The 20,576-nt window shown below is 72.7% G+C and carries 17 protein-coding genes and 1 pseudogene; 5 read left to right on the top strand and 13 right to left on the bottom strand.

Going from position 1 to position 20,576, the window contains the following annotated elements; genetic code table 11:
- The first annotated feature begins 79 nt into the window (after window positions 1-79).
- A complete protein-coding gene (locus K7472_RS11440; protein WP_222976890.1) occupies window positions 80-1,255 on the top strand; it encodes an LLM class flavin-dependent oxidoreductase in 1,176 nt (391 codons plus the stop codon).
- A gap of 160 nt (window positions 1,256-1,415) precedes the next feature.
- Here the strand turns inward: K7472_RS11440 and K7472_RS11435 are convergent, their stop codons facing one another.
- Window positions 1,416-1,898 (bottom strand): MarR family winged helix-turn-helix transcriptional regulator, encoded by a 483-nt coding sequence (locus K7472_RS11435; RefSeq protein WP_222976889.1) that lies wholly within the window; start codon window positions 1,896-1,898, stop codon window positions 1,416-1,418.
- Between the two features lie 272 nt (window positions 1,899-2,170).
- Between K7472_RS11435 and K7472_RS11430 the strand changes: the two genes are divergently transcribed.
- Entirely contained in the window at window positions 2,171-3,613 is a 1,443-nt protein-coding gene (locus tag K7472_RS11430; protein ID WP_222976888.1) for a flavin monoamine oxidase family protein, read from the top strand.
- A gap of 113 nt (window positions 3,614-3,726) precedes the next feature.
- Here K7472_RS11430 and K7472_RS11425 read toward each other — a convergent pair whose 3' ends face one another.
- The 8 genes from K7472_RS11425 to K7472_RS11390 all read right to left on the bottom strand — a co-directional run bounded on the left by K7472_RS11425 (window position 3,727) and on the right by K7472_RS11390 (window position 13,031).
- Window positions 3,727-5,034, bottom strand: coding sequence for a cation:proton antiporter (locus tag K7472_RS11425; RefSeq protein ID WP_222976886.1), 1,308 nt, complete (start codon window positions 5,032-5,034; stop codon window positions 3,727-3,729).
- A complete protein-coding gene (locus tag K7472_RS11420) occupies window positions 5,031-6,500 on the bottom strand; it encodes a cytochrome P450 (RefSeq protein WP_222976884.1) in 1,470 nt (489 codons plus the stop codon). The genes K7472_RS11425 and K7472_RS11420 overlap by 4 nt, the downstream gene beginning before the upstream one ends.
- Entirely contained in the window at window positions 6,497-7,582 is a 1,086-nt protein-coding gene (locus K7472_RS11415; protein WP_222977182.1) for an alpha-hydroxy acid oxidase, read from the bottom strand. The genes K7472_RS11420 and K7472_RS11415 overlap by 4 nt, the downstream gene beginning before the upstream one ends.
- A 44-nt stretch (window positions 7,583-7,626) precedes the next feature.
- A complete protein-coding gene (locus K7472_RS11410) occupies window positions 7,627-9,231 on the bottom strand; it encodes an NAD(P)-binding domain-containing protein (protein ID WP_222977181.1) in 1,605 nt (534 codons plus the stop codon).
- Between the two features lie 150 nt (window positions 9,232-9,381).
- Window positions 9,382-10,689, bottom strand: coding sequence for a sensor histidine kinase (locus tag K7472_RS33425; protein WP_308013865.1), 1,308 nt, complete (start codon window positions 10,687-10,689; stop codon window positions 9,382-9,384).
- The gene (locus K7472_RS11400; protein ID WP_222976882.1) at window positions 10,686-11,351 is read right to left on the bottom strand and encodes a response regulator transcription factor; all 666 of its coding nucleotides are present in this window, start codon (window positions 11,349-11,351) and stop codon (window positions 10,686-10,688) included. The genes K7472_RS33425 and K7472_RS11400 overlap by 4 nt, the downstream gene beginning before the upstream one ends.
- A 77-nt stretch (window positions 11,352-11,428) precedes the next feature.
- Window positions 11,429-12,073 (bottom strand): lytic transglycosylase domain-containing protein, encoded by a 645-nt coding sequence (locus K7472_RS11395; protein WP_252395465.1) that lies wholly within the window; start codon window positions 12,071-12,073, stop codon window positions 11,429-11,431.
- A 28-nt stretch (window positions 12,074-12,101) separates the two neighbouring features.
- Window positions 12,102-13,031: a LysR family transcriptional regulator gene (locus tag K7472_RS11390; protein ID WP_222976880.1), complete on the bottom strand. Its 930-nt coding sequence runs from the start codon at window positions 13,029-13,031 to the stop codon at window positions 12,102-12,104.
- A 138-nt stretch (window positions 13,032-13,169) separates the two neighbouring features.
- On the opposite strand from K7472_RS11390, the gene K7472_RS11385 reads away from it, so the two are divergent.
- The 3 genes from K7472_RS11385 to K7472_RS11375 all read left to right on the top strand — a co-directional run bounded on the left by K7472_RS11385 (window position 13,170) and on the right by K7472_RS11375 (window position 16,265).
- Window positions 13,170-14,267 (top strand): FAD-dependent monooxygenase, encoded by a 1,098-nt coding sequence (locus K7472_RS11385; RefSeq protein WP_222976878.1) that lies wholly within the window; start codon window positions 13,170-13,172, stop codon window positions 14,265-14,267.
- A 143-nt stretch (window positions 14,268-14,410) separates the two neighbouring features.
- The gene (locus tag K7472_RS11380; protein ID WP_222976876.1) at window positions 14,411-14,878 is read left to right on the top strand and encodes a MarR family winged helix-turn-helix transcriptional regulator; all 468 of its coding nucleotides are present in this window, start codon (window positions 14,411-14,413) and stop codon (window positions 14,876-14,878) included.
- Between the two features lie 181 nt (window positions 14,879-15,059).
- Complete coding sequence (locus tag K7472_RS11375) at window positions 15,060-16,265, top strand: MFS transporter (protein ID WP_222976874.1); 1,206 nt, start codon at window positions 15,060-15,062, stop codon at window positions 16,263-16,265.
- 33 nt (window positions 16,266-16,298) lie between these two features.
- Here K7472_RS11375 and K7472_RS11370 read toward each other — a convergent pair whose 3' ends face one another.
- The 4 genes and pseudogenes from K7472_RS11370 to K7472_RS11355 all read right to left on the bottom strand — a co-directional run.
- Window positions 16,299-17,027 (bottom strand): DsbA family oxidoreductase, encoded by a 729-nt coding sequence (locus tag K7472_RS11370; RefSeq protein ID WP_222976872.1) that lies wholly within the window; start codon window positions 17,025-17,027, stop codon window positions 16,299-16,301.
- 114 nt (window positions 17,028-17,141) lie between these two features.
- On the bottom strand, window positions 17,142-19,070 hold the full coding sequence (locus K7472_RS11365; RefSeq protein ID WP_222976870.1) for an ArnT family glycosyltransferase: 1,929 nt from the start codon (window positions 19,068-19,070) through the stop codon (window positions 17,142-17,144).
- Between the two features lie 62 nt (window positions 19,071-19,132).
- Window positions 19,133-20,182: an NlpC/P60 family protein gene (locus tag K7472_RS11360; protein ID WP_222976868.1), complete on the bottom strand. Its 1,050-nt coding sequence runs from the start codon at window positions 20,180-20,182 to the stop codon at window positions 19,133-19,135.
- A 44-nt stretch (window positions 20,183-20,226) separates the two neighbouring features.
- Window positions 20,227-20,361 (bottom strand): annotated as a pseudogene (locus tag K7472_RS11355) (poly-gamma-glutamate biosynthesis protein PgsC/CapC); the annotation flags it as partial.
- Between the last annotated feature and the right edge of the window lie 215 nt (window positions 20,362-20,576).

The following is a 20,576-nucleotide window of genomic DNA, read 5'->3' as shown; positions in this document are numbered from 1 at the left end:
GCTCACGTTCCGCGTCAGCTCACGTCCCCGCAACGGTTCATCATCCGCAACGGTTCACGATCCGAAAGGACAGGACGGGATGCCCCAAGGCACGCTCAAGCCGCGTCTGGCCGACGACAGGATGCGGTTCGGACTGATGTGGCTCAGCTCCCCCACTCCCACCACCACGTCGAAGGAGGTGGCGGACCTCAACCCCGACCCGTTCGACGTCGACGCGCAGATGGACCTGGCGCGCCGCGTCGAGGACGCCGGTTTCGACTACGTCTTCTTCGCGGACGGCTACATACCCCACGGCGAGAACAGCTGGCGCATCGGCCACGCAGAACCCCACATGTCGGCACCGGTGTTCGCGCCGGTCGTCATGGCCGCGACCCGGCACATCGGCGTGGTCACCACCTTCCACACCCGCTACTTCCCACCGGCGGTCATCGCGCGCCTCGGCGCCAACCTCGACGTGCTCAGCGGTGGCCGCTGGGGCTGGAACATCGTGCCCGGCTGGAAGCCCGACGAGTTGGCGCTGCTGGGCATCACCGTGCCCGACAGCAGCCACGAGACCCGCTACGCCACGACCGCCGAGGCGGTGGAGGCGGTCAAGCGGCTGTGGGCCGCGCGGGGCGAACAGGTGGACTTCGAGGGCGAGTTCTTCCGCCTGCACGGCAAGATGATCAGCCCGCACCCGGTCCAGGACCCGCCGTGCCTGTTCAACGCGGGCGTCTCCCCGGTGGCGCAGGAACTGATCGCCGACACCTGCGACTTCGCGTTCACCCCGCTGCCGGACGACTACGCCAAGATGCGCGCCATGGTGGAGGGCCTCGCCGAACGCACGGAGCGGCACGGCCGCTCGCCGCTGGAGGTCAACATGGCCGGGGCCACCGGGATCGTCCTGGGCCGCTCCGACCGCGAGGCGCAGGAGAAGTACGACTGGGTGCGCGAGTCCCTGGACATGGACTGCGCCCGCGACATCGCCACCGAGCTGATGGGCGGCAGCGAGACCTACAAGGCCAACTACGAGGGCGAGTTCGACGACGTCGCCCGCACCCTGGGCATCGCCTGCGGCAGCAAGGTGCTGGTGGGATCGCCGTCCACGGTGGCGGAGCAGATCCTCGACATGCACCGCGAGACCGGCATCCGCGGCTTCATGTTCCTGCCGTCGCTGTACGCGGCGCAGGACATCGAGCTGATCGGCCAGGTCTTCCCCTACCTGGAGAAGGCGGACGTCTGGACGCCGCCCGCGGACCGCGGCTGGAGCTGGTAGGGCGCGCGTCGTGGCACGTCCTCAGGCGGGCGGTGGGCCCGCGGCTCCCGCGCGGGGCCGTGGACCCGCCGCCCCGGCGCGTCCGGGACCTCGCGGCCGGCGGATCTCCTCCCGGCGGCATGGTGACCGGCGGCCTGATGGCCGACAGGCCTCCTGCCGCTCACAGGTCGCGGACCGGAAACGGTTGAGGGGCGACGTTCAGGGCGTTCGCGACCTTGCCGCACAGTTCGACGAAAGCGGCCTGTTCCTCCGCGGACAGGGCGCCTTCGACGACCTTCGCGTTTTCCCTGCGCCCGCGGGCCGCGCGGGCCAGGAACTCGTGCCCGCGCATCGTGATCGAGGTGGTCTGCTCGCGTTTGTCCGCGCTCTGTGCGGACTGTTCCACGAGTTCCTGGTCCTTGAGAATGCGCAGCGCTTTCGACATGGTCTGCCGGGAGACGCCCAGGGACTCGCTGAGCAGCGAGGGGGTCATCGGGCCGCGCAGCCGCAGCAGTTCCAGGACGTCGTACTGCTGCCAGGTCACACGTTCGGGTGTGGCGCGCGTCCTGCGGGCGACCAGCGAACACGTCAGGTAGGCCAGGGTGTCCTCGATCTCCGCCCGCAGACCGGCCCGCGTGACGGACGACTCGCCGCTGGTTGTCATTCGTCTCACTCCTGGTCTGCTCGATATCACGGAACAGTGAATCGCAAGAAATATATCACGATTTACCGTCCGGACTGAACGGAGTCGGCGTTCCACAGGAAACCGTTGCCCCGAGCCCGACTCAGGGGAATTCCTTCCGCATTGCCCCACGTCATCACAGCACGGGTCAGATCTTGACGTAATTACGGCATCCGTGCAATGTGGTTTCCATCAGGAAATCACTGCTGCCCTTTTCCGGGGTGGCGATGCGGATCCGAGCGAGGAGACCGACCATGCGTGAGCCCACTCAGACCGAGGTGCGCCGCGCTCTCGACCAGGGGCTCGACGGACTCAGGACGCCCGGCAGGGTCGTGGTGGTGGGCGCGGGCCTGGCCGGTCTCGGCACCGCCTACGAACTGGCCCGCCTCGGCTGCGACGTCACGGTGCTCGAAGCCTCCACCCGGGCCGGCGGGCGCGCGTACACCGTGCGCGAGCCGTTCGCCGACGGTCTGTACGCGGAAGCCGGTGCCATGACGGTGACGCCGCACTGCCACTACGTGATGCACTACCTGAAGGAACTCGGTGTGGGCCTGGAGCCCTCCGACCTGCTCGACGCGGACTTCTCCTACTTCCTCGGCTCCCGCTTCGTGCGCCCCGAAGTCGCCGATCTCGCGGACAGCGGGCTGCCGTTGAGCGGCGAGGAGAAGGGCCTGGACATCGGCATGATGATGGAGCGCTACGTGCGCGCGCTCTGCCAGGAACTCCAGCCGGACCTGGGCACGCCGGAGTGGGAGGTCACCGACCGGCTCGCGCCGTACGACCGCCGCTCGGTCATAGAGGTGCTCAAGGAACGCGGCGCCTCGGACGCGGCCATCACCCTGCTGGAGCCGATGTTCCTGGAGATGCGCGGTGGCGACCTGGACACCGCGTCCGCGCTGTCGTGGCTGCGGCACGAGTCGAGTCCCCGCTCGCTCACCCTCGCCGACGACCGGTGGGCCAAGATCCGGGGCGGCACCGACCGCTTCCCCGCCGCGTTCGCCGACCGCCTGCGGGACCGCATCCACTACGCCAAGCCCGTCGTCCGCGTCACCCAGGACGACACGGCGGCCCGGGTGACGTTCGTCGACGGCGGCGGTTTCCACACGATGGAGGCCGACAGGGTGGTGCTGGCCGTGCCGTTCAGCGCGATGCGGCGGATCGACCTGTCGAACGCGGGCCTGTCGGCGGCCAAGCACGCGGCGATCCGGCAGTTGCGGTACGTGTCGATAGTGCGTGTCTACCTCCAGATGCGCGAGCGCTTCTGGACCTCGCCGCGCGCGAGCGTCTCGACCGACCTGCCAATCCGCTGGGTGCGCGACGCGACGCCCCAACTGCCGGGCCCGCGTGCCGTCCTGGAGTGTCTGATGTCGGGCTGGCGGGCGAAGGCGGTCACGGCGATGTCGCCGGACGAGCGGCTGCGCTTCACCCTGGAGCAGGTCGAGCGGATCTTCCCCGGCGCCAAGGACCACTTCGAGGTGGGCACGTCGGTGGCGTGGGATCGCGAGCCGTACATCGAAGGCGCGTACATCCTGCCGGAGGTGGGGCACACCGCCCTCATGCCCGACATAAGGCGCCCGGAGGGACGGGTGCACTTCGCGGGCGAGCACACCGCGTTCGAGCCGAACGGCGGCTCCATGACGTACGCGCTGGAATCCGCGGTCCGCGCGGTACTCGAACTCGGCTCATCGGAGGCATGACGATGCGTGCCCACGCGTTGATCCTGCGCGCCCCCGCGTTCCTGCGGCGGCGGGGCGGCCACGCCGGCACAGGCCGTGCCGCGGCCTCCCCGCCACCCGCCCGGGTGGCGTCGTCACCCGTGGAGCCCCGGTCCGACGCGGCCTTCTGGCTGGCCCTCGACGACGCGTGGCAGCGCCGCAGGGGGATGTGAGGCGGCCTCCATCGGAGATCGCCGGTCCAGCCAGGACAGCACCGGTGTCGTCATCAGCGTCGTCACCAGGGCCACCAGGACCAGAGCGGCGAACAACTGCCGGTTGACGATGCCGTCCTGGAGTCCCGCGTTGAGCGCGATCAGCTGCATCAGGCCGCGCGCGTTCATCAGCGTGCCGAGGCGCAGGGCGAGCGCGGGCGGTTCGCCGCGCAGCCTGGCCGCCGCCCAGCAGCCGCCGAACTTGCCCAGGACCGCCGCCGCGAGCGCCGCCGCCGCGAAGGCCAGCAGCGCCGGGTCGCCCAGCAGCCCGAAGCGGGTGTTGAGGCCGGAGTAGGCGAAGAACATCGGCAGGAACACCACCCTCGGCACGTGCGAGACGGTGCTCACGGTGCGTTCCGCGACCGGTCCCCGTGGCATCACGACGCCGACGCAGAACGCGCCGAACACCGCGTACAGCCCGATCTTGTCGGTGAACCAGGCGGCGGCGAACACCGTCACGACGACCAGCAGCAGCCTGCCCTCGTCCGGCAGCGACGGATGTGCCATCGCCCGCGCGAGCCCCCGCCGCACCACGGTGAAGACGAGCACGGCGAACACCACGCCGCCGCCCACCGCCTCGGCCACCGGCCAGGTCCTGCCGGTCGCGGCGCTCAGCACGGCCGCCAGCAGGCACCAGGCGACCACGTCGTCGAGCGCGCCGCTGGCCAGCGCCAGCGCTCCGTATCGGGTGCCGGACAGGCCGCGTTCCGTGATGATCCTGGCCAGCATGGGGAACGCGGTGATGGCGAGGGCGACGCCCACGAACGCGGCGCTCACCCCGAGCGAGACACCGGGGGCGAACACCGGGGCGTGCCCGTGGGCCAGCACGGTCACCCCCACGCCCAGTGCCAGCGGCAGCGTGACCCCGACCGCGGAGACGGCCGCCGCGGTGCCCGCCATCCGCTCGCCGAGCCGCCCGGCGAACTCGTGCCCGGCCTGGAACATGAAGGCGACCAGGCCGATCTGCCCGGCGACGTAGAGCAGCGGCATCAGGGCGGTGGGGAACACCGCGTGCTCGACGCGGGGTGCGAGCGCTCCGAGGACCGAGGGCCCGAGCAGCACGCCCGCGATCATCTCGCCCACCACGGGCGGCTGTCCGGTGCGCGAGACCGCCCAGGCGACGAGGCGGCAGACCAGCAGGACGACGATCGCGGCGGCGAGGAAGGCCGGCGCGAGGCTGGTGGCGCTCACCGGCCGCCCTCCCCCGTGACCGGGCACCGCGCGGCGGCGTCGTGTCCCGCCGTGGCAGGGCCGGGGGTGGTGACGCCGGACGCGACGGCGTCGAAGTACGTCCCGCACAGCCGTTGCCCGCGGGCGTCCGCCACCATCCAGCTACCGTAGGCGAGTTGGGCGAGGCTGCGGGTAACGTCCTCCCAGCGGTCACGCACGCGCATCGCCACGAGTCGAACCGCCGTCCCCTGGAGCCGGGTTGAGTTCTCCCGTGGGACGAGCAGGCAGGGCCCCCGGTTGGGCATCGAGCGGTCGTGGCGTGCGGAGGAGACCGGCTCGAACCTCTTCAGCACCTCCTCGACCGCCGTGCGCAACGTCATCGGTGCGATGCCACGGGCCGGGCAGGGCCGGTTGGCGGCCACACCGAACGGCACGTGGTGCAGGTCGGGCTGCCGGGGCCGCGCCCACCGGTCGGGGTCAAAGCGGTCGGCGTCCGGCACTCCGGTGCGGTGGTAGCGCGCGTAGTCGAAGAGCAGCACGGACCCGGCGGGCAGCTTCGTGACCGGCGTCGTGGCATGTGGATCGCCCGAATCGATGGTGATGGCGTCGGTGGTGATCCGGTGCGCGACGCCGAACAACGGGTAGTAGCGCAGCGTCTCCTCGATCACGTGGTCCAGATAGGCGCTGTCCGCCGGTTCGCGGCGCAGCCGTTCGCGGACCTCGGGCCGGGTGGCGATGGCGAGCAGGACGTGTGCGGTGGCCTCCGACATCTGGACGACGGCGGTGTTGAAGAACGTCCCCTGGAGGTAGCAGGCGCGTTCGTGGTCGGACAGGCCCTCGGGCAGTTCGAACGGGACGTCCCCGGCGCGGATGCGGCCGAGCAGGTAGCGGGTGAGCCGGTCGCGGCGGTCCATGTGCCGTACTCCGGTGCACTTCAGCGCGCTGACCACGTCGTCGGCGTTTCCCACGATCAGGTCGCGCACCTCGTCGGGGCACGGTTCGCGGAAGACCACTTCGTGGTAAGCGGCGGCCCACAGCGGCATCGCGAGGTCCCGCAGGCGCACCACGCGTGTGCCGCCGCCGGTGAGCGGTTCGAGGACGTCGTAGGCGCGGCGGCGCACGATCCGGTCCCATTCCTGACGGCGGACGGCGGTCAGCGCACGGCGGGTGGTGCGGGCCACCGCCTCGTAACGGGGCCCGGGTTCGAGGTGTTCCTGATGGACTTCCGGTCCGGGTGCCAGCCAGTACCAGAACAGGTCGGACAGCGCGGCGCCCCGGCTGCGCCCGTTGGCCGCGGGGTGTGCGTAGAGCCGCTCGAACGCGGCCGTACCCACCTCGGGTCCCGGCACCGGCACGCCCTCCTCGCCGTTGACCCGGGCGAAGATCCGCACCCGCAGACGCACGACGGCCGGGGGCAGCCAGTACGGCAGGGAGCCCAGGACGGCGACCGCGGCGGCGGCGCGGGCAGCCCGCGTGGCGGCGCTCACCGCGGACCCGCCGAAGCCGTGGCATTCCTGACCAGGGCGGGGGTCAGATCCGCGATGCCGGTGGCGCCGCACAGCGCCAGGGTGTGGTCGAGTTCGCGGCGCAGGATGTCCAGCACCCGCGTCACCCCGTTCTCGCCGTCGGCGGCCAGTCCCCACACCGCGGGCCGCCCGATGCCGACAGCGGTCGCGCCCAGCGCCAGCGCCTTGACGATGTCGGTGCCGCGCCGCACGCCGCCGTCAAGCAGCAGCGGCACGCGGCCGGCGACGGCAGCCGCGATCTCGGGCAGCAGGTCGATCGTGGCGGGCACGGTGTCGAGTTGACGCCCACCGTGGTTGGACAGCAGCAGCCCGTCCACACCGTGGTCGAGCGCGATCCTGGCGTCGTCCGGGTGCAGCACGCCCTTGAGCAGCAGCGGCAGGGACGTCGAGGCGCGCAGCCGGTCCAGGTCGTCCCAGTCCAGCGTCGGCGACATGGCGATCTGGCGGACGTGGCCCGGCTCGCCGTCCAGCAGGTCGCGCAGGTTCTCGCAGGCCAGCCCATCGGGCAGGTCGTGGAAGCCGTTGCGGGCGTTGCGGGTGTGGGCGCCGAGGACGGGCGAGTCGACGGTGACGACCAGCGCCGCGCACCCGGCCTCGGTGGCGCGGCGCACCAGGGCCTCGGTGACGCCGGGCGCGGGTTGCAGGTAGAGCTGGAACCACACGGCCGGGTCGCGGCCGGGCGCGGCGGCGCGCGCGGCCTCGACGACGTCGGCGACCGCCACGGTGCTCGCCATGCCGGTGATCATCACGACCCCGGCCCGTGCGGCGGCCCGCGCGGTCGCCACCTCGCCCTCCTTGTGGAACAGGCGGTGGAACGCGGTGGGCGACAACACCACTGGCAGGCTCGCCCGATGGCCGAACAGCGTGACGCCGCTCTCGCGTGAAGCGGCGCCGCGCAGCACCCTGGGCAGCAGCGCGATCCGGGCGAACGCGGCTTCGTTGGCGCGTACGGTCACCTCGTCGTCGGCGCCTCCGGCCACGTAGTCGTAGTGCACCGGGTCGAGCAGTTCGCGCGCGGCGCTCTCGAACTCCCGTAGATTCAACGGGACTTCGGGCGCGACGGAGGATTCCGGCGGTGTTCGCGTCGTCACCGCGCCTCCCGGGCGCCCGCCGGGTTGTCGCCGCCGACCGCGGGGGTGTCGCCGCCGCTCAGCGCGCGGGCGAAGAAGTCGGTGAGCGGGCGGACGTGGGCGTCCGGCCGGTCCCACTCGTTCTCCAGGTTCTCCGCCATGTGGTGTTCGCCCGCCGCGACACCCGCGCGGTAGTGGCGGATCACCGGGTGCAGGTACGCGGCGTCGTGCGCCGAGCCGGCCTCGTCCTGCGGGACCCGGCGCACGGAGATGTCGAACGGGTCGACCTTGTCGTGGTCCGGCCCGTATTCCAGCGTGACCAGGAACAGGTCCTCGTCCCTGCCGAAGGCCGCGTTGTCGTGCGCGTACGCCACCGGGACCTCCTCGTAGTGGCGTGCGGTGCCGTCGCCGACGACCAGCGCGTCACCGAGTTCGCCGAACATCTGCCACAGGGCCGAGGTGCGGTTGACCCGGGCCACGACGGCCGCCGCGAGCCCTTCCGGGGTGGCGGGCACGGTGTGCGAAGGCCAGGGCGTGCCCTCCCTGCGCTGTTCCAGAACGCGGTGCAACGCGCGGACCGCGTAGCGGAAGCCGTGGATGAAGCCGCTGGTGGACCGTTTGAAGTCGCGTTGCTGCATCAGGGTCCCGGCGAAGTACAGCCCGGGCACGTCAACGGACTCGTAGGCGGGCGTCAGTTGGGCGAAGCGGTCCTTGATGACCAGCTGGGGGCGGCACTCCTCGGAGAACACGGAGGCGTCGAAGCGGAATCCGGTGCACACCAGCACGCGGTCGTACCTCAGCTCCTTGACCACGTCGTCGGCGCGGGAGAACGCGAACCGCACGCGGTAGCCGTCGCCGTCGCGGGCGATGTCGAGCACGTCGCCGTCGAGGATCGCGTTCTGCGACTTGAGCTGGTAGGTGTCGAGGAAGTTGTTGTTGACCGCCCGCAGGTGGCCCACGAAGTGGCTCTGCCAGGCGAGGCGCAGCGAGTGGGGTCCCGCCACGTGGATGACGGCGGCGTGCGCGATGAGGTTGTCGGCGGTCTCCAGCGCGGAGTTGCCCTTGCCGAGGATCAGCACCCGCTGGTCGGTGAACCCTTCGGGATCGACCGGCATCGTGGCGTACTGCTCGGCCGTCTCGATGCCGGGGACGGTGGGAATGTACGGGCGGCTGACGCCGGTCGCCATCACCAGGCAGGGGGTGCGGTAGGTGCCGCCCTCGGAGTCGGTGGCGGTGAACGTGCCGTCGGCGTCCCTGCTCACGCGCTCGACGCGGGTGCCGTAGCGCACCGCGAGGTCGTGTTCCTTCGCCACGTCGCCGAGGTAGCGCACCATGTCGTCGGCGGCGGGGAAGTAGCGGTCGGTGTAGCGGGGGAAGGTGGGTCCCTCGTCGCCGATGAGCACCGAGTTCCAGTCCATGCGCAGGTTGAACTCGGGGTCGTCGCTGCCGGTGTGCGGCTTGTTGATCGATATCAGCGTGCGGTGCCGGGGGAAGGTGCGGAAGAACGTGCCGGGCGCTTCGCCCGCTTCGAGGATCAGGTGGTCGCGTCCCGCCTCCTTCAGGTGCAGTCCCATCTGCACCCCGGCGGGTCCCGCGCCGATCACGAGGTAGTCGTGGGTCACGTCGGATACGTCAGTCACGTCGGTCTCCGTCCACACGAACGATCTGAGGTAGAGCGCTGCACGGTGAAGACTGGTCGCCGGATCTCAGAACGTTCTCAGAAGCGGTCGGAAAACGGCACTACGGGACCGGTGACGGCCGCACGGCAGCCGTTACGACACGACGCGGTGCCCCGGGGCGCGGCGCCCGATCCTGAGGCGCACGGGTGCGGGCCGCAGCGCGGGCAGGGTGATGGTGAACGTCGCGCCGCCGCCGGGCTCGCTGTCGGCGGTGATGGTGCCGCGGTGGGCCGTCACCACCTCCCGGGCCAGCGCGAGCCCGAGTCCGTAGCCGTTGCCCTCGCTCCGGCCGTGGTCGCCGCGGGCGAAACGCTCGAAGAGCCGCTGCGCCGCCTCCGGTGGGAATCCGGTGCCGGTGTCGCGTACCGACAGCCGCACCGAGGCGTGGCCGTGCGCCGCGACGGCGACCACGACGCTTCCGCCGCGCGGGGTGTGCCGCAGGGCGTTGTCCAGCAGGGCCGTCAGCGCCCGCCGCAACGCGCACTCGGCACCGGCGACCAGGTGGGGTCCGGGTCCGATCGCCACGTCGAGCGACACGGCGCCCTGCGCTGCCCTGGCGTCCTCCTCCGCCACGGTCTGGGCGGCGAGTTCGGCGAGGTCCACCGTGCTCGGGCCGCCGGACTGCGCCGCGACGCGGGCGGAACGCAGGATGTCGTCGATGACGGCGCCGAGTTGACGGGTCCCCTGCGCCAACCGCGCTGCCTCGGCCGCGAGTTGCTCGGCCGCCTCGTCGCGTCCCGCGGTACGGGCGAGGAGCTGGGCGCGGGTGTGCAGCCGGGTGAGGGGGGCGCGCAGTTCGTGGCTGGCGTCGGTGACGAAACGGCGCTGCCTGCGCAGGGTCTCACCGAGCGGTGCCATCGCCCGGTGGGCCAGCGCGGCTCCGGCGACCACGGAGGCCGCGGCGCCCAGCAGTTCGGCGACCCCCAGGGCCATCAGCAGGCAGTCGCGGTCCTCGGCCTGGAACCGCTCGTCGTACACCGCCTGCACGACCGCACCGCCGCGGCGTTCGGTCAGCACCCGGTAGCGCGTTCCGTCGCGGGCCACGGTGACGGTCACGGGTGTGCCGTGCGCGGCGACGCGGTCGACGGCGGGGCGCCAGGGGAAGCCCGGCGGGGTCCCCGGGGAGGCGGTGGTCCGGCCGGCGCGTTCGACGATCAGCCAGGCGCAGCCCGGCGGGCTCGTCACCGAGTCGCGCCGGATGGCGTAGCGCAGATCGCGTTCCTCGGAGGCGTGCTGCATGGCCAGCATGGCGGCGTAGACAACGATGCCGATGAAGGCCATGACGACGGTCAGGACGACCGCGATGCGGATGCTGAAGGCGCGGCGGACGGCCGCGAGCGCCACCCGCTCGGGATCGGGGCGGGCCTGCTCGCGCGGGGCGCGTCCGGGCGACGGGATCACACCGAACCGATCCGGTAGCCGAGGCCGTGCACGGTGCGGATCACGCCGCGGCCGAGTTTGCGGCGCAGGTAGTACACGTAGGTGTCCACGATGGAGTCGGCCGTGGTGTCGGCGAAGACGCTGGCGCGCAGCCGCGCGCGGGGGAAGACGGTGCGCGGTGCGGCGGCCAGGGTGCGCAGCAGGTCGAACTCCCGCCCCGACAGGGGCACCGGCCCGCCGCGCGGCAGCAGCACCTCGCGGCGGCGCAGGTCGATGGCCGCCTCGCCGAGCGGTAGCGCCTCCGCCTGGTCCAGGTCGCGGCGGAGCAACGCCCGCATCCTGGCCAGTAGTTCGCCGACGTCGAAGGGCTTGACCAGGTAGTCGTCGGCGCCGCTGTCCAGCCCGAGCACGCGGTCGGCCGCTTCGCCGAAGGCGGTCAGCAGCAGCACCCGTGCGGTGACGCCCGCCCGCCGCAGCCGCCCCACCAGGTCAACGCCGTCGATCCCGGGCAACCCCCGGTCCACGACGAGCAGTTGGTGGCCGCGGCCGAGGCCGAGGTGCAGCCCTCGCTGGCCGTCGTGCGCCACCTCGACCACGTACCCCTCGTCGGTGAGGAGCGCGGACAGCATCCCGGCCGTCTCGCGATCGTCCTCGACCAGTAAGACCCGGACGTCATCCGCCATCGACCGCACTCCCTCGAATGCCGTGCAACGGCGTCATCATGCCACCCGACGCGCTCACGCGGAGGGTGAGTGGGCGGTCAGTCCCCGGCCGGCGCCTGCGCCCGCACCGCCGACTGCCGGTTCGCACGCAGGCGCCGCAGGTAGGAGCGGGCCATCGGCCCCGGCGGCACGCCCCGCGCGAAGGCGCGCATGTTGCGTTCCCCCGTGTTGTATCCGAGGGCGAGCAGTTCGTCGCGGGTGCAGCGGCGCGTGTGCCGCTCGGGGAGCCGCCGGTCGAGGTCGCTCAGGTGCAGGGCGACCACACGGATGGCGAACGCCGGGTCGTCGCGCAGGTCCTCCCAGCGGCCTTCCAACCCGTGGGCCCGCCGCACCTGTTCGAACGTCGCGCGGTGCATGTTGCCGACGCCGAAGGACGCGTGCGGCTTCCACCACTGCCACAGCCGCTCCAGCAGCGGATGGTGCGGCTTGTACGCCTCGTTGTGCAGCACGGCCATCACCAGCTCCGGCGACACCCCGGCCTCCCGCGCGCCGCACAGCACCTCGTGGGCGTAGTCGGCCGGGTCGTACGCGCCGGGGCGCAGCGGTGGCGTCGGCGCGGTGGTCCCCTCGCGTGACCCGGAACCGTGCCGCGCCGTCTCGCCCGTCCGCTCCCCCATGTCCTCCGCCTCTCCGGTCACCGCGTCCCCTACCGCGGCGGCGGTCCGCCGACGGCGGGACGTCATGGAGTGCGCGTGCCCCCGTGTCCCCCGCTCATTCCGCCTCGTCCGGCGACGTACCGGAAGGAGTGACGCGCCCCTCGCCGACGCCCGTCAGGGTCCGCGTGATCAGCTCGCGCATCCAGCCGTGCGCGGGGTCGCGGTCGTGGCGGGCGTGCCAGGCCAGGACGGCGGGGACGGCCGGGGTGGGCGCGGGCAGCGGGTACAGGCGCGACGCGGGCGGCAGAGCGGGCCCGGCCAGCGTCCTGGGGGCGACGGTGATCAGGTCGGCGGCCACGGTCATGGTGCGCAGCGCGAGGGCCAGCGTGGGCACGGTGAACGCCACACGCCTGCGCAGCCCCCGCCTGTCGAGCAGGTCGTCGATGCGGTCGTGGACGCGCCCGCGCCGGGAGACCACGATGTGCGGCAGGGCGGCGAACCCTTCCCAGGTGGACGGGTCGCGCGGCAGGTCGTGGTGTCCCGCGACGGCCAGGGTGTCGGTGAGCACGGTCGCGGAACGGGTCTCGGCGTGCGGTGGCGCGGTGTCCGTGATCTGGAAGTCGACGTGTCCGCGCCGCAGTTCGTCGACGGTGGTGACGGCTTCGCCCAGGAAGCGCAGCCGCACGCCGGGTGCCGTCGCGGTGAGTCGGGCCGCCAGCCGGGTCAACAGGGCGTCGGCGACGACGTCGTTGCACTGGAGGGTGAAGGTACGGTCCAGCGCGGCCGGGTCGATCCGTGTGGTCGGTGTGAGGACGGTCTGCGCCCTGGTGACGATCTGGTGGACCTCGTCGCGGATCCGCTCCGCGTACGGCGTGGGCAGCATCTCGCGGCCGGAACGGACCAGGATCGGGTCGCCGGTCGCCTTCCTGATCCGGCCGAGCGTGCGGCTCATGGCGGGCTGCGACAGGTGCAGCCGGTCGGCGGCGGCACCGACACCGCCCTCGTCGAGCAGGGCGTCCAGCGCGATCAGCAGGTTCAGATCCATATGCACGACGGTAATGCCACGCATCGAAAGCATGCATTTGAAGTTGTCTGCCGCTGCCCCTTCACTGGTTCTCGGCGCCGCTCGGCGCCCGGAGTGAGGTTTCGGCGCCGCCCGGCGCCGGAGCGAGGGGAGGCAGCGATGCGTACGGTGATCGCCGGAGGCGGCCTGGTCGGACTGACCACCGCGGCGGCTCTGCGACTGATCGGGCACGAGGTCACGGTGCTGGAGCAGGCGCCCCGGATGCGTGCGGCCGGGGCCGGGATCGGCCTGTGGCCCAACGCGCTGCGGGAGTTCGACCGCATCGGGGTCGGCGCGGACGTGCGGGGCATGGGCGAGGAGATCGACACCTGGTTCTTCGACCCGGCCGGCCACCCGGTCCGCGCGGACGGCTACGGCGCGGACGACCACCGTTTCCTGCTGGTGCCGCGCCCCCGGCTGAACGATCTGCTGGCCGACGCGGTCGGCCGCGACCACGTCCGGCTCGGCGCCCGTGCCACCGGCTTCACCGAGCACGACACCGAGGTCGTCGTCCACCTCGACCACGGTGAGGACCTGCGCACGGACCTGCTGATCGGCGCGGACGGTGTCCACTCCCGGATCCGCGCGCGGCTCGCCCCCGGCAGCGACGCCGCCGCGCACGTCGGCCACTTCGTGTGGCGCGCCATCGTGCCCTCCGGCGACGAACGCCCCGAGGGCAGCGTCCTCACGATCGGCCGCGAACGCACCCGCGGCGGTTACGCCCGGGTCGCCGAGGGGCGGACGATGTGGATGGTCAACCAGTTCGACGCGGGTCCGCTCGACGGCACGAAGCGGGACCGCGCGCTGCGCCGCGCCCGCCACCTGGCCGAGGCGGGCTGGCACGACGACCTGCTCCGCATGATCGCCGACACCCCCGAGGACGCCATCCTGGAGAACCAGGTCGTACTCGTCCCCGAACTGCCGCGCTGGACCACGGCCCGGGTCGCGCTGATCGGCGACGCCGCGCACGGCCTGTCCCCGCACATCGCGGCGGGCGGCACGCTGGGCATCGAGGACGTGGGCGTTCTGCGTACCGCCCTGGCCGAGGCCCCCGCCCTGCCCGAGGCACTCGCGCGCTACGAACGCGTCCGCATGACACGCTTCGACGGCGTGCGGAAGCACTCGGCGCGGGTCGAACGCGCCGAGGGCGCCGGGGACTTCGCGGCCCGGTACGCCGCGTTCAGCCACTGGATGCTGACGACGGCACCGGCGACGTGACGGCCGGGCTCGCGTGAACCCGAAGCGGGCGGTCCACCCTCGCGGTGACTACTTGCAGGCGCGGTATATTTCTTGAAGGCACACAGAGCGCGGACCGTGCGGACGTCAGCAACGGTCGCGGTCGCCATCCTGAAGGAGGGGCGATGACCACCACGGACACCACCGCGACCGGGCTGGCGCACGGCTGGTATGCCCTCTCCCTGCTGCACGGCCGGATCGAGGCGCACATCGAGCGCGCCCTGCAGAGCGGGCACGACCTGAGTGTGCGCGAGTACTCCCTGCTGGACGTCCTCAGCCACCAGCACAACGACGAGGGCGGCCACCTGCGGATGAACCAGGTGGCCGACGCGGTGGTGCTCAGCCAGAGCGCGACGACCCGGCTGGTCACGCGCCTGGAGGACCGCGGGCTGCTGTCGCGCTACCTGTGCGCGACCGACCGACGCGGCATCTACACCGACGTCACCGACGCGGGCCTGGCGCTGCTGGCCGAGGCCCGCCCGACGCACGACGCCGCGCTGCGCGAGGCGCTGGACCGGGCGAACGAGGACCCGCGACTGACGCCCCTGGTGGCAGCGGTCGAGAAGCTGGACGGCGGCCCGAAGGCGTCCTGAGCCGCAGGACGCGGGCGGGCCTCTGTCGGCGCGCCCGTCCCAGCACACCCTCACACCCGCCTCCCCACCCTCACACCCCCACCGCACCCACTCAATCGATGCGTTTGCAACTATCCCGCGCATGCAATTATTGTGGAAGCACGTTAGGCGCTCACTCAAGTACACCAGGAGGGTCGAGTCCATGCCTCTCGCGCTTCTCGCACTCGCCATCGGTGCCTTCGGCATCGGGACCACGGAATTCGTCGTCATGGGGTTGCTGCCGCAGGTGTCGGCCGACTTCCACGTCGGCATCCCCACCGCGGGCCTGCTGGTGACCGGCTACGCCCTCGGGGTGCTGTTCGGTGCGCCGCTGATGACGGCGGTCGGCACCAGGGTCCCGCGCAAGCGCATGCTGATGCTGCTGATGGGGTTGTTCGTGGCCGGCAACCTGATGTCCGCGCTGGCGCCGACCTTCGGGCTGATGCTCGTGGGGCGGATCGTCACCTCGCTCGCCCACGGCGCCTTCTTCGGCATCGGTTCCGTGGTCGCCGCCGATCTCGTCGCGCCGGAGAAGAAGGCCGGGGCGATCGCCACCATGTTCACCGGCCTGACCGTCGCCAACGTGGTGGGGGTGCCGTTGGGCACGTACATCGGTCAGGCCGCGGGCTGGCGCGTGACGTTCGTCGTCGTCGCCGCGCTCGGTGTGGTGGGTCTGCTCGGCATGGCGAAGCTGGTGCCGCCGCTCCCCCGCCCCGAGGGCGTGAGCCTGCGCCACGAGGTGCGTGCGTTGCGCAATCCGCAGGTGGTGCTCGCCATGGCGATGACGGTGCTCGGTTTCGGTGGGGTGTTCGCGGCCATCACGTACATCGCGCCGATGATGACCCGTGTCGCGGGCTTCTCGGAGGGCGCGGTGACGTGGCTGCTGGTGCTGTTCGGCGTGGGAATGGTGATCGGGAACCTCGTCGGCGGCCGGTTCGCGGACCGCGCGTTGATGCCGATGCTGTACACCACGCTGGGCGGACTGGCCGTGGTGCTCGCGGTGTTCACCGTGACCGCGCACAACGAGGTGCTTGCCGCGGTGACCGTGCTGCTGGTGGGGGCGTTGGGCTTCGCGACGGTGCCCCCGTTGCAGAAGCGGGTGCTCGACCAGGCGCACGGCGCCCCGACGTTGGCGTCCGCGGTGAACATCGGCGCGTTCAACCTGGGCAACGCGCTGTCCGCGTGGCTCGGCGGCATGGTGATCGCGGCGGGCTTCGGCTACACGTCCCCCGACTGGGTCGGCGCCGCCCTGGCCACCTCCGCGCTGGCCCTGGCCTTCTGCTCCGCCGGCCTGGAACGCCGGACGACCGCCAACGAGGCCGCTGCCGGGGCGAGTTCCCGGGCGGACGCGGCGCTGATCACCCGCTGAGGCGGGAGCTCGGGGCGGCCTCCGCGGGCCCCGTCAGGCGCCGATCTCCCGCTCCGGGACCGCGCAACCCTCCGGCCCGCAGGCTTCCGCGGTGGCCGGTGTGGTGATCGGGGTGAGCGGGGTGCGGGCGGACCAGGCCTGTTCCAGGGCCTGGGTGAAGACCTCGGGGGGCTGGGCGCCCGAGACGCCGTACGTGCGGTCGAGGACGAAGAACGGGACGCCGTTCGCGCCCAGTTCGGCCGCCTCGCGCTCGTCGGCCCGCACCTGCTCGGCGTACCGGGCCTGGTCCGCGAGGAGTTCGCGGACCTCGGTCTCGTCCAGGCCCGCCGCGACGGCCAGCTCGACGAGGCGCTCGTCGTCCGCGAAGACCGAGCGCGGGTCGGCGAAGTTGGCCCGGTACAGCAGCGCGAGCAGTTCCTCCTGCTTCCCGCGCTCCCGGGCCAGGTGCAGCAGGCGGTGCATGTCGAAGGTGTTGCCGTGGTCGCGGCCCTCGGTGAGGTAGTCCAGGCCCTCCCCCGCGGCCTGCGCACCGAGGTCCCGTTCGCCGGCCCGCGCCTGCTCCTCGGTCATCCCGTACTTCCTGGTGAGCATCGTCAGCACGGCGACGGTGTCGCCCTTGGCCCGGCCGGGGTCGAGCTCGAAGGAGCGGTGCACGACCTCGACCTCGTCGCGGTGCGGGAAGGCGTCGAGCGCCTTGTCGAAGCGCGCCTTGCCCACGTAGCACCAGGGGCAGGCGATGTCGCTCCAGATCTCGACGCGCATGGGTGGGACTCTCCAGTTCAACGGTTACGGGGTGCGGGGGCGGTAACACCGGGTGGGCGGTCCCTATTCCCCCGGCTGCCCGCGCGGGCCTTGGTCAGCGGGCCGGGCGGCAGTTCAGCGGGCCGGGCGGCAGTCGTACAGGCGGTAGTGGCCACCGGGCCGCAGGCCGTAGTCACGCGGTGGGACCGGCCGGCAGTGGGATCGCGCCCATCGGGTCGCAGAGGTGTCCGGGCGCAGTGTGGTCAGCATCGCGTAGCGCACCTGGCCGGTGGCGACCAGGCGGCTGAGACCGTTCGCGTCGGGGTACGGCGTGAGGCCGGTGAAGCCGCCCATGACCAGCATGGGATCGGGGGCGGCGCGCAGCAGCGGCTCCGCGGTGAGCGCCGCCTGCACGGCGACGAGGTACCGCTCCCCCGCGTGGTGCCGGGTGAGGTAGCCGAGGATCGCGCGGTCGCGCCGGGTGGGGTCGCCGAGCGCGAAGTGGGGAGTCACACCCTCGTGGTCACTGAGGTTCTGGTACGCCGCGCCCACCGGTCCGGCGACCGGTGCGGTGGGCGATCCGGCGTAGAGCGGATCGAGGGTGGCGGCGGACCACACCGCGGGGGCGAGCACGACGGCGGCGATCCCCGCGGCCAGGGCCCCGCCCACCGCGCGGGCGCTGGACGCGGGGCCGATCACCCGCAGGCCGAGCACCCCGCACAGCCCGAGCATCACCACGTCGGGCAGCACCCACGGCGCGAATCCCTGGTGCGGCGCGTCCAGCACCACCGCCCACACCGCGGTCAGGCCGAGCGCCCACGGCAGCGCCGTCGCACGGGGTCCGCCGCCGCGCACGTGTGCCGCGAACGCCACGATCCCCGCGCCACCGAGCGCCGCGAGCGCAGGGGCCAGCACCGCCGTGTAGTACTCGTGGTTGCCGCTGGAGTTGCTGAACACCACGACGTGCACGAGGAGCCAGCCGCCCCACAGCACGTACCCGGCGCGCGAGGCGTCGGTGCGCGGCCTGCCCCGCAGCCACCGGACCCCGGCGACCAGCGCGATCACGGCGAGCGGCAGGAACCAGGCGATCTGCGGGCCGACCGTGTGGTTGACCAGCATCGTCCAGCCGGTGTCGCCGGACGCACGGCTCATGTCGGTGCCGGGGACCGCGCCCAGGGCGTCGGGCCTGCCACCGAGACGGCTGAGGCCGTTGTAGCCGAAGACGAGGGAGAACGGGTTGTCGTTGCGCGTGCCGTCCAGATAGGGACGATTCCCGGCGGGCGTCAGCCACACCAGCAGCACCCAGGCGCAGGAGACGACGAGCGCGGTGACCCCCGCGACGAACGTGTGGCACAGCCGCCGCACCCGGCCACCGGGCGCGGCCCACAGGTACACCACGGCGAACACCGGCAGCACCAGCCACGCCTGGAGCATCTTCGCCTGGAACGCCAGCCCCACCCACACCCCGCACCGCAGCAACGGGAAGAGCCGCCCGGAGCGCACCGCCTTCATCGCCGCTCCGGCGGCCACGACCAGCAGCAGGATGAGCAGCGTGTCGGAGATGCTCGCGCGGTCGAGCACCGTGGTGGCCGGGGTGACGGTCAGCAGCAGCGCCGCGAGCAGCCCGGCGCGCGGTCCCGCCCACGCGGTCACGATCCGGTACAGGAGCCAGACGGTCGCCACGCCCTCGACGACCTGCGGCAGTGCGACCGCCCAGGTGTGCGGGCCGAACACCCGCACCGACAGCGCCTGCGGCCACAGTCCGCCGGGGATCTTGTCGACGGTGATCGAACCGCTGGGGTCGAGCCCGCCGTAGACGAACGACCGCCAACTGACCGCCATCGAGCGCACCGCCGCGCTGTAGTACGGGTGGATCGCCGCGTGCCCGATGCCCCAGCCGTACAGCACGGTGGCCAGCAGCAGGACGCCGAGCAACGCGGGCCGGTGCCAGGCGGGCACCGGCTCGGTGACCTCGCCGCCCGCCACCCGGTCGGCCGACGGGTGGGGGCGGCGGTGCGTGGGGGGTGCGGGGGCGGCGGCCGGACGGACGGAGGTGGTGGTCATGTCGTGGGCTCCCGTGGCTCGGAGGGGCGAGGCGCTCGGTCGGGCCCGGGGCGGCCCCGGGCTCACAATCTGCGGGCGGCTCTGAACCCCTGGGCGTAGAAGCTGTTTCCGTCGATCACCGACGGCCCGGCCACGTCGCCCATGGTCGGGCCGTCGGCGACGATCCGGCTGGAGTAGAACCGCCCGTGCCCGGCGTCGTCCTTGCCGAGGTAGAGACCGCAGTGGTCGACGAAGGACGGGTGCCCGGAGTCGATGGCGAAGAAGACGAGGTCGCCGGGTTGCAGCATCCCCGCGTCGGCGGGCGGACCGGACGTGGCGCGGGTGAGCAGCGCGCCGGGCCCGTAGGCCGCGATCGCGAAGGCGCGCCGGGGCAGGCCGGGACCGGGGCCGTTCGTCCCGTGCAGGGGCAGTCCGGTCCGGTAGCCCCACACCAGGCGCATGAAGCCCGAGCAGTCCACGTCCCCGTACCGCGAACGGTCCGGCTCGGCGGAACTGTCCGGGAACGTCCACGGGATGCCGAGGTAGTCGTAGAAGTCGGAGCCCTCCTGGCGCGCCTGCGCGGAGTCGCCCGGCTGACCCGGGGTGCGCGGCCCGTACGACGCGGCCCCCGCGTACCGCAGGCCCGAGGGGTCGTACTGGTCGGGCGCGCCATGTGCGTACTGGAACGCCACGGCGAGCACGTCCGCGCTGCGGTCGGTGAGCGCGTGGGGGAACCAGCGGGCGAACCACGCCGCGTTCTCGCTCTCCTGTGCCCAGGGTGCGGGCATCAGCCGCACCCACATGCCGTGGCGGACGGTGGCGGACGTGGTGTGGGGTTCGCTGAACGTCCGGGTGGGCCCGGCCATCAGGGCGGTGCGCGCGCCGTCCGTCAGCACCGCGAGGGTCTTGCCGTGGGAATCGCGGACCACCGTGCGGCCCGGGCCGGTCAGGCGTTGGAAGCGGTAGAGGCGGGACAGCGGCGGCGGGCCGTCGTGGCCCTTCCGGTCGCCGCCGCCCAGTTCCAGCAGGCACCCGCCGGCCACGGCGGCGGCCGCGACGCCCCCGGCGACGGTCAGGACGGCCCGGCGGCTCGGGCGGCCGCGGGGTGCGTCGGGGTGCGAAGGTGTCGGCATGGCTCTGTCACTCCACGGGTGTGCGATCGGTGGACGGTACGCGGTCAGCCCGACGGCATCGCGCCCAGCAGCAGACCGGCGGCCAAAACCACGTACGTGCCAAGGGTGACAGCCGTGGTGGCGACGGCGGTTGCCGCTATCGGCTGACGCACCAACCGGTAGGCCACCAGGCCGGGCATGGGGATCACTTCGATGGCCTCCCGGAGGCACGCTGACCGGCGAGCGCGGGGGCGGGTTCGGGTTCGGGTTCGGACGCGGCTTCGGGCGCGGCTTCGGGCGCGCGGGGCCGCGTCACGGTGAACTGCTCTCCCGTCGAAGGGCGTTCGCGTCGTACGGGATCGGGCGACGCAACGGACTCGCCGCCCGGCTCCTCATCCAGGGCCTCGTCCGGAGC

Origin of the sequence: Streptantibioticus parmotrematis (genome assembly GCF_019890615.1) — a bacterium.
Lineage (GTDB): Bacteria > Actinomycetota > Actinomycetes > Streptomycetales > Streptomycetaceae > Streptantibioticus_D > Streptantibioticus_D parmotrematis.
The sequence above is the reverse complement of the archived record's forward strand: the minus strand, read 5'-3'. Positions and strand labels throughout refer to the sequence as shown.